We start from the raw sequence: 7896 nt of genomic DNA, 5'->3' as shown, positions 1-7896 counted from the left end.
GACAGGAATATCAACTCATTTGCTAACACTAAATCCCATAAACATCTTACCTCAAAAGAATTTACACACGTTTGCCCAGATTGGGCGAAGAAAAACTTTCTAACAATTAAAGGGCTGATGGCAATTTTTACTTTTCCCTTCAACCCTTACCTTTGCCTTATTTTTTAGTTTAAATCAAAATTACTATGATTAGATTTGTGAAGGCATCCCTTTGTCTTTTTACCATTTTCTTCATCTCCTTTAAAGTCCAAGGACAAGAAAAACAGAAGCCACAATATTTACTAGAGCCGTCAGATTGGGGCTTTGAACACATTGATTTTCCATTAGACTTCGCCCCTAACATTTCTTATGAAGGTTTTGAAGAATTACGTTTTGCCCCTGGAATGTTTGATCCTTCATCTGAGGATTACTTTACCTATGCCTTTGTTTTAGCACTCAAAAACCAAAACCGTATCAGCAAAAAAGAAATCATCGATTTTTTACATGCATACTATAAAGGATTAAGCCGATCTGTAGCCAAATCTAAAAATCAAGAAGTGGATGTTTCCAAAATTCAAGTTACCGAAAAGAGGTGGGTCAAAGAGGGAAGTAGGAAAGTGCTCCTGGTAAAAATGAGTTTCTTAGACACTTTTTCAGATGGGCGTGAAATACCCTTGTTTTTAGAAATTGAGCTAATCCCTCAAAATTCAAAAAATCATTTATTGTTATTTGCTCTTGCTTCCACATTTTCTGATAAAGATTCTGAAACATGGGCTTCCCTCTATGAAATTAGAAAAAAACTAAACTATAATCTATTTATTAAATAAAAGCTTTCACCCTTGGCCCTCCACTTTTTCTAAACCTATAGCATTTTCCCATGCAATAGGAGGGAAAATTAGTTTTCTACTTTTTAAATCCATAAAACCGAGGGTGAAAACTGCCTGACATGCTAAGGAACCATCCGATTTAAACATCTTTTGTTCCAGGTACATTATTTTTCCTTCCACCTTGGTTCCTTTGCTAATAATTTTAACATATTCACGGTTTACCAACTCTCTTTTGAACTGTACATTGACTTCCAAAATAACAGGCCCTTGTTTTGTGGCTTTAATTTCCTGTAGGTCGTATTTCCCCTCTGTGATCATCTCCCAACGTGCTTCTTCAAAAAGCTCCAAATAAACGGCATTGTTTACATGTCCAAAAGTATCTAAATGATGTTCTTTGATTTGTAGTTGGTATTCAAATTCTCTAAATCTCATATTTGACTAATATTAATGAAAAGCATAAAACTGCAATATAACAATTTGCGCAGGTAAGTGCCTAGCTAAAATTAAATAATGGAGCAGCTAAGAGCACAAATACAATTCTCTTTTTCCCAATGAGATTTACCTTTTCCAGCTTTACTATTTCCTCGAAAGGTTTTAAGTAAATAAATAATAGGTGTAGGGGAAATTCAAACCTTTCTAAAAATTAAGAACCATCTTATGGTAATTTTTTGACCTAAAAAAAGGTCATTATTCGTAATTATTAGAATAAAATTACTATTGGAATCTCACTTAATACTTGGAGGGGAAATCTTTTTTTAAAAGAATAAAAACTCCCCCAAACTTGTTTAGATAAGGGAGGTGCTACCTTAATTCCACTTTTTTCTGTTGGCTTTAATTACTTTTTAAAAAGCAGGAGGGAATTAACATGAAAAGACAGGAAATTTATAAGGAAATTGAAAATTTGCTAGGTATTGTACCTACCAAATATAAGAATATGCCAGATCGATACCTGGAGGCAGAGTTGATGTTGATGAAAAATAAAACTCGTGAAGAAAGTCCTATACCGGAAAAGTATCGTGAATTAATAGGTTTGGCCGTAGCCGCTGTAATTAATTGTAAATATTGTAACTTTTACCATAGCGAAAAAGCAAAAATGCATGGAGTAACAAAAGAAGAAATTGAGGATGCTCTACAATTGGTAAAAAGTACTGTCGGCTGGAGTTCCTATTTAAATGGATCTCAAATGGATTTTGATCTCTTTAAAAAAGAAATGTGGAAATCATTTGATTACCAAGAGCAAAATAAATTTATTAGGGGAGCAAGAAAAGCTGCCTGAAAAGTTGTTTAAGGATAAATGAAAGCCCACTTAAAGAGAGGTAAAGGTGGGCTTTTGCGGTTTTTTAAAATTACCTTCCAACATACCCTTTGGCACTGGCAGTAGTTAGGTTATGCTGAGAGAATTTTTTAAGAGGATCAAAGTTAGGATAAAGAAAAACATTAAGTTTTTCAGCTGATTTATTTTTTTGCGCTACTATTTTCTTTCCCGGGAAGGCATAAAGGGTAGTGAACTCACCTCCATTCTCTTCGGTAAAAGCATTTATGGAATGAACAACAGCACATTTTTGGTGTTCTGTCATAGCTTCCCAACTTTCGGAATCAACCAACCAGGTTTTCATTTTTGGATCATTCAATTTGTTGAGTACACCTAATTCCTTTAACTGGTTTATGGCATTTATTTTTTCATTCTTCTGGGAAGTTTCTTGGCTAAAAGCGTATCCGGAAGTTACAAGTATTAAAACTAAGAATAGAGAAGTGCGTATTAATTTGTCCATAGTCGTGGCATTAATTGGATTTAACAATTTGTTAACATTAAATTAACATTAGCTAATGTATGTTAAATTATTGTTAATAAAAAGAGTTTAAACAACAATAAATTCAGGACTATGTAAAAAAGTGAGTTAATTAATGCCAAAATATCAATCAACGATCATTTCATCTTCTACAGGGAAAAACTCTTCATGAATAGCTTTCAGGGCGTTGCTTCTATCCTCTTTTTTAACAATAAAATATGCAACGGAGGGGGAGGCACCAAGAGCAATAATATCCATGTTAATACCTTCCCGGGCTACAGCTCCAAAAATCCGGGTGGCAATTCCTTCTTTGTGAACTATGTTTTTTCCTATTACGGCAATTTTGGAAATGCCCTCAACAGTTAGTAATTCCCCAATTTCCGGAATTCTGGTTTGTTCCAAAGCCTTTTTTGCTTTGAATAAATCTCTCTCACTTAAAAAGAAGTTGATAGAAATCTGAGAGGTAATAACCGAACGAATATTAATTTCCGCTTGATCCAATTGAGTAGCTGCTTTTCCCAAAATACCTGGTTTAATACCTACAGAAGGTCCCCTTAATTTTAAAAGCCCAATATCATCGGTATAAGTAATACTTCGAACAGCATCCTCCGCTTCTGGAATTTCAGCAGAAATAATTGAGAGCGGCTTTATGCCTTCCATATATTGGTTAATATTAAAAATCCGAATGGGTATATTATCCTCAATTAGAGGTTCAACGGTTCTCGGGTGGAGAATTTTGGCTCCAAAATAGGCCAGCTCTGCGGCCTCCATATAAGACAACTGATCAATTCTTCTGGAACCATCTACTATTTTCGGATCGGCGCTAAGAAAACCATTTACATCTTTCCAAATATCCAAAGAGGGGGCTCCTATGAGTTTAGCAATGGCAGCAGCGGAATAGTCCGTTCCTCCCCTTCCTAATAAAGTGGTTTTTTGTTCATCATAAGATATTCCGTAGAAACCGGGAATAATGAAGGTTTTATTTTCATTAAGACGATTTCGAACCGCTTCTTTGGAACGTTCGAAATCAACACTTGCATTACCATATTCTCCATCTGTATATAAAGGAATATCTTCTACAAACAAGTTTTCATTTTCAAGTCCCTCAGCCTCAAAAATTCTACTTAAGAGAAGAGAGCTTAGTTTCTCCCCATAACTGAGGACAGCATCGTAAACAAAGGGAGGAACTTCTCTAAAACAATGAATACCGATCAATAATTTTTTCACTTCCCGGATTTGGACCTTCAACTCTTCAAGTACTTTTTCCTGAAAATGAGAATCAGAAGTGTTGGCTATAAGAGTTTTTTCATGAATATCAGAAAGCCATCTGCTCAATTGATTAATGTTAACACTTCCAGTCTTAGCTTTTTCAATCAATTCAATCAGTTGATTAGTAACTCCAAAAAGGGCCGAAACGACAATCACAACAGACTGATTGTAGGTTTTTACAAGCTGAATTACCTTTTGAATATCTTCCTTGGTTTTGAAATTGGAACCACCAAACTTAATTACAATCTTGGACATCTCTTCAATACTAGAATCAAAATTCAGAAACTTATGTTGTGGTTTTTTCCTCAACGAACCCTCTAACTAAAAATGATATTTTTTCTATTTCCACCATAAACCCATCATGCCCAAAGGAGGAATCTATAATTTCCAGTCTAGCATCAGGTAAGTAATCAGCTAAATATTGTTGTTCACTTGCTGGAATAAGCATATCTGAAGATATTCCAATAATCAGGAAAGGAATATTTATTTGTTGTAAGAGACTTTCCACAGACCCGCGATTTCTACCAATATTATGGGTATCCAGGGCCTTTGAAAGATGCCAATAGGAATGTGCATTAAACCGATCTACAAGTTTCTTACCCTGATGTTCGATATAGGAAGAAGCTTTGAAGCCATTAACCTTATTCAAATCCTGGTCTGTTTGCCTATTGATAAAAGTTTCTATAGAACGGTAAGTTAAAGTTCCCACACCTCGGGCGGCTTTTAGTCCATTTTTTCCTGCATCTTCACTTCTCTCCCCCCAACTGCCATCTGCTTCAAGTGCTAATCTTTGAGTAGTGTGTACTGCAATACTCCAGGCACTTTCCCTGGCATTAGAAGCCAAAAGAATACAATTCTGAATCACTCCAGGATCCAATAAAGTAAATTCCAAAACCTGATTTCCTCCACAGGAGCCTCCTATACAAAATTGTATTTTGTCAATTTCCAAATGTTTTCTTAGAAGTATGTGGGCATTTACAATATCCCGAATGGTAAAAAATGGGAAATCATAATAATAAGGTTCTCCTGTTTTTGGATTAATGCTTATTGGTCCCGTAGTGCCATAACAAGAGCCGAGAATATTGGCACATACTATAAAGTGTTTTTCGGGATCGAGGCTGTAACCTTTCCCCACCATTCCTGGCCACCAAACATCTACCTCCGCATTGGCCGTGAGATGATGACAAACCCATATAACATTACTTCTATCAGCACTTAGTTGGCCATAGGTTTTAAAGGCAATTGTTAGATCCTGTAGGGTTTCTCCAGATTCTAGCTTAAATTCCTTATCGTAGTGAAATATCTCCTGCTTCATTCTTTCCTATTTTTAAACACCCCCTATTTTGATTTTGCCAGTGCTTGTTCAATATCCTCAAGTATATCGTCATAATGCTCTAATCCGGCAGAAATACGAATCATCCCTCCCGTAATGCCCGCTAATTGTCTTTCGGCTTCTGGTACTTTAGCATGCGTAGTAGATGCCGGATGAGTTGCAATGGTTCGGGTATCTCCCAAATTGGCGGTTAGGGAAAGCATTTGCAGAGCATCGAGGAATTTTCGACCTCTTTCCACCCCACCCTTTACTTCGAAACAAAGGAGGCCGCCTCCTTTCTTCATTTGTTTTTTAGCAATCTCATGTTGTGGATGGGATTTCAAAAAGGGGTATTTAACAGAGGCAATTTCCTCATGGCTGTTTAAATGTTTGGCCAATCGTTCTGCATTTTCACACTGTCTGTCAACTCGGACAGCAAGCGTTTCCAGACTTTTTGATAACACCCAAGCATTAAAAGGAGAAATAGCCGGACCCGTCCTTTTGGCGAAGGTTTTTACCTTCTTAATGTTTTCGTTACTGCCCAGAATAATGCCACCTAAAACTCTCCCCTGTCCGTCAATGTATTTTGTAGCGGAATGAATAACTATATGTGCACCCAATTTGGCGGGTTGTTGTAAATAGGGAGTTGCAAAACAGTTATCCACCACTAATAGTGCATTGTGTTTGTTGGCTAATTCCGCTAACCATTCAATTTCTATAATGTCTAGGGTTGGATTGGAGGGTGTTTCCAGGAAAAGTACTTTTGTATTGGGCCGAATGGCATTTTCCCAATCTTTGTGATCCGTAAGGTTAGTAAAAGTGGATTTTACTCCCCAATCGGGTAAGATTTCCGAAATTACCTTATGGGTATTTCCAAAAACTGAACGGGAAGAAACAATATGATCTCCGGTTTTCAAAAAAGGAGCTAGGGATGAAAAAACTGCCGCCATTCCTGAGGCAGTCGCAAATCCAGCTTCTGTCCCTTCCAGCAAGGTCATTTTTTTTATGAACTCATCGGCATTGGGGTTGTCAAAGCGGGAATAAATATTGCCCTGTTCTTCCTCTGCAAATAGGGCCCGAGCCTGTTCAGCATCGTTAAAAATATAACTTGAGGTCAGGTAAAGTGGAGTAGAATGCTCTCGGTTATCAGTCCTTTTTGATTGTGTCCGAATGGCAATGGTTTCAAAATTTTTGTATTCACTCATATTCACTGAGGGTTAGATTATGAAAGAATACTTACCTAATAAGGAAAAAGAAAAGATAGGCCAAAAAAAAACTCTTCTGAAAGTCAGAAGAGTTTGTATAATTGATACTTAAAGCTCAACCTGACTTATCTTACCCCTAGGGGTAGGATTTGGCACCTTGCCCCAAAGGGTAGGTTGCCAAGGTTTCAAAGGGCCTATTCCCTCCACCTTTCTTGATAAGTATTAAATTTATCGCAAGTAAATCATAATTTCTCTTCTTTTCAAATTATTGAAAAAAATAACTAGCAGCTAGTACAAATATTGTGGCATGACATTAACTCCACCCATGCCTTTCTGTTAAAATAAATAGGCATTAAAAAGGGAAAGTATTAGGGGTAAATCTTAACAATAATAAGAATTGATTAGGCATTTAATATCTTTTTTAACCCCTGATTTGGCTTTGTATTTTGTAATTTATATGTTTGAACTCACATTATAAAAACATAAAGTTATGGGGGTTTTACATTTAGAAGTATTTATAGTATCATCCTTAATCTTTGCAATTACTCCTGGAATTGATACGATTTTTGTTCTAAATAAATCGCTGGCCCATGGACGCAAGGCTGCTGTTTATGCCACCTTGGGGGTGAATACAGGAATTTTGGTTCATACGTTGATTGGCGCTCTTGGTCTTTCCATTATTCTTGTAAAATCAGCTATTGCATTTAGCTTATTTAAATTTTTGGGAGCCATTTATCTGATATATATGGGACTGACTAAGATCTTTAAAAAAGGAGGAAGTCTGGAAATTTCTGATATAAATAGCGCCGAGGGAAGTGTGTCGGCTTTTAAGCATTTTTACAGTGGTGTATTCACCAATGTACTAAACCCAAAAGTAGCCTTGTTCTTTTTGGCCTTTTTCCCACAATTTATAGCCGAAGAAAAGTTGAGTAACCCAATTCCTTTTCTGGTCCTTGGAATAACAAATGCGCTTATTGGACTGAGTTGGTATTTTTTACTTTCATTTTTTTCTGGCCTCTTTTCTCAAAAGTTAAAAGAAAATCCAACCTTTAATAAATGGTTTGATAAAATATCAGGATTGGCTTTTATTGCCTTTGGGGTTAAAATTGCCGTCGATGGGAGATAGTCAAAAGTGAAAAGTTAGGAGTTAATAGTGTCATTCACATCCTTCTTAACTTTTCACTTTGAATTCTTCCTTCTAATTATCTCAATTGTTTATTCTCTGCTATTTTTGTTCAGCCCTTGTCCAGATCACGGTTCTGCCTAACAAACTAAAACCAACATATCCTCTTACCTGCAAATCTCCATTGTTTTTTAGTTTCATTACGCAAGAGTAGGTTTTACCATTATTGGGATCGTAAATATTACCTCCCTCCCATTCATTTTTTCCCTTAAACTCAAAGTTGGTAAGTAAATTTAATCCTAAAATAGGCTTGTGAACTAAATTATTATCAGGATTATTGGAGTCTAATTTGGGAGAACCATTTTCATCATTGGGTTCCTCCATCCATACA

General features: G+C 36.3%; 9 protein-coding genes and 1 riboswitch. Of the genes, 3 read left to right on the top strand and 6 right to left on the bottom strand.

Features of this window, described 5'->3' with window-relative positions:
• Window positions 1-185 precede the first annotated feature (185 nt).
• Window positions 186-806: a hypothetical protein gene (locus E1171_RS12505; RefSeq protein ID WP_155206344.1), complete on the top strand. Its 621-nt coding sequence runs from the start codon at window positions 186-188 to the stop codon at window positions 804-806.
• Between the two features lie 6 nt (window positions 807-812).
• On the opposite strand, the gene E1171_RS12500 is transcribed toward E1171_RS12505, so the two are convergent.
• The gene (locus tag E1171_RS12500) at window positions 813-1238 is read right to left on the bottom strand and encodes an acyl-CoA thioesterase (RefSeq protein WP_155206343.1); all 426 of its coding nucleotides are present in this window, start codon (window positions 1236-1238) and stop codon (window positions 813-815) included.
• 433 nt (window positions 1239-1671) lie between these two features.
• Between E1171_RS12500 and E1171_RS12495 the strand changes: the two genes are divergently transcribed.
• On the top strand, window positions 1672-2082 hold the full coding sequence (locus E1171_RS12495) for a carboxymuconolactone decarboxylase family protein (protein WP_155206342.1): 411 nt from the start codon (window positions 1672-1674) through the stop codon (window positions 2080-2082).
• A 70-nt stretch (window positions 2083-2152) separates the two neighbouring features.
• On the opposite strand, the gene E1171_RS12490 is transcribed toward E1171_RS12495, so the two are convergent.
• From E1171_RS12490 to E1171_RS12475, 4 genes are all read right to left on the bottom strand, one after another.
• Window positions 2153-2578 carry a hypothetical protein gene (locus tag E1171_RS12490; RefSeq protein WP_155206341.1) on the bottom strand — a complete coding sequence of 142 codons (426 nt, stop codon included), beginning with the start codon at window positions 2576-2578 and terminating at the stop codon, window positions 2153-2155.
• 144 nt (window positions 2579-2722) lie between these two features.
• A complete protein-coding gene (locus tag E1171_RS12485) occupies window positions 2723-4120 on the bottom strand; it encodes an aspartate kinase (RefSeq protein WP_155206340.1) in 1398 nt (465 codons plus the stop codon).
• Window positions 4121-4151: 31 nt separating this feature from the next.
• The gene (locus E1171_RS12480; RefSeq protein ID WP_155206339.1) at window positions 4152-5180 is read right to left on the bottom strand and encodes a homoserine O-acetyltransferase family protein; all 1029 of its coding nucleotides are present in this window, start codon (window positions 5178-5180) and stop codon (window positions 4152-4154) included.
• A 23-nt stretch (window positions 5181-5203) separates the two neighbouring features.
• On the bottom strand, window positions 5204-6382 hold the full coding sequence (locus E1171_RS12475) for an O-succinylhomoserine sulfhydrylase (protein ID WP_155206338.1): 1179 nt from the start codon (window positions 6380-6382) through the stop codon (window positions 5204-5206).
• Between the two features lie 122 nt (window positions 6383-6504).
• Window positions 6505-6604, bottom strand: a riboswitch (SAM riboswitch).
• Window positions 6605-6872: 268 nt separating this feature from the next.
• Between E1171_RS12475 and E1171_RS12470 the strand changes: the two genes are divergently transcribed.
• Window positions 6873-7508, top strand: coding sequence for a LysE family translocator (locus tag E1171_RS12470; protein WP_155206337.1), 636 nt, complete (start codon window positions 6873-6875; stop codon window positions 7506-7508).
• A 99-nt stretch (window positions 7509-7607) separates the two neighbouring features.
• Here the strand turns inward: E1171_RS12470 and E1171_RS12465 are convergent.
• Window positions 7608-7896: DUF2147 domain-containing protein (locus tag E1171_RS12465; protein WP_155206336.1), on the bottom strand; the 289-nt coding region annotated here is incomplete at its 5' end.

Origin of the sequence: Xanthovirga aplysinae, from assembly GCF_009711365.1 — a bacterium.
GTDB lineage: Bacteria > Bacteroidota > Bacteroidia > Cytophagales > Cyclobacteriaceae > Xanthovirga > Xanthovirga aplysinae.
Note: the sequence above shows the minus strand (reverse complement) of the source record. Positions and strands in the feature narration are given on the sequence as shown.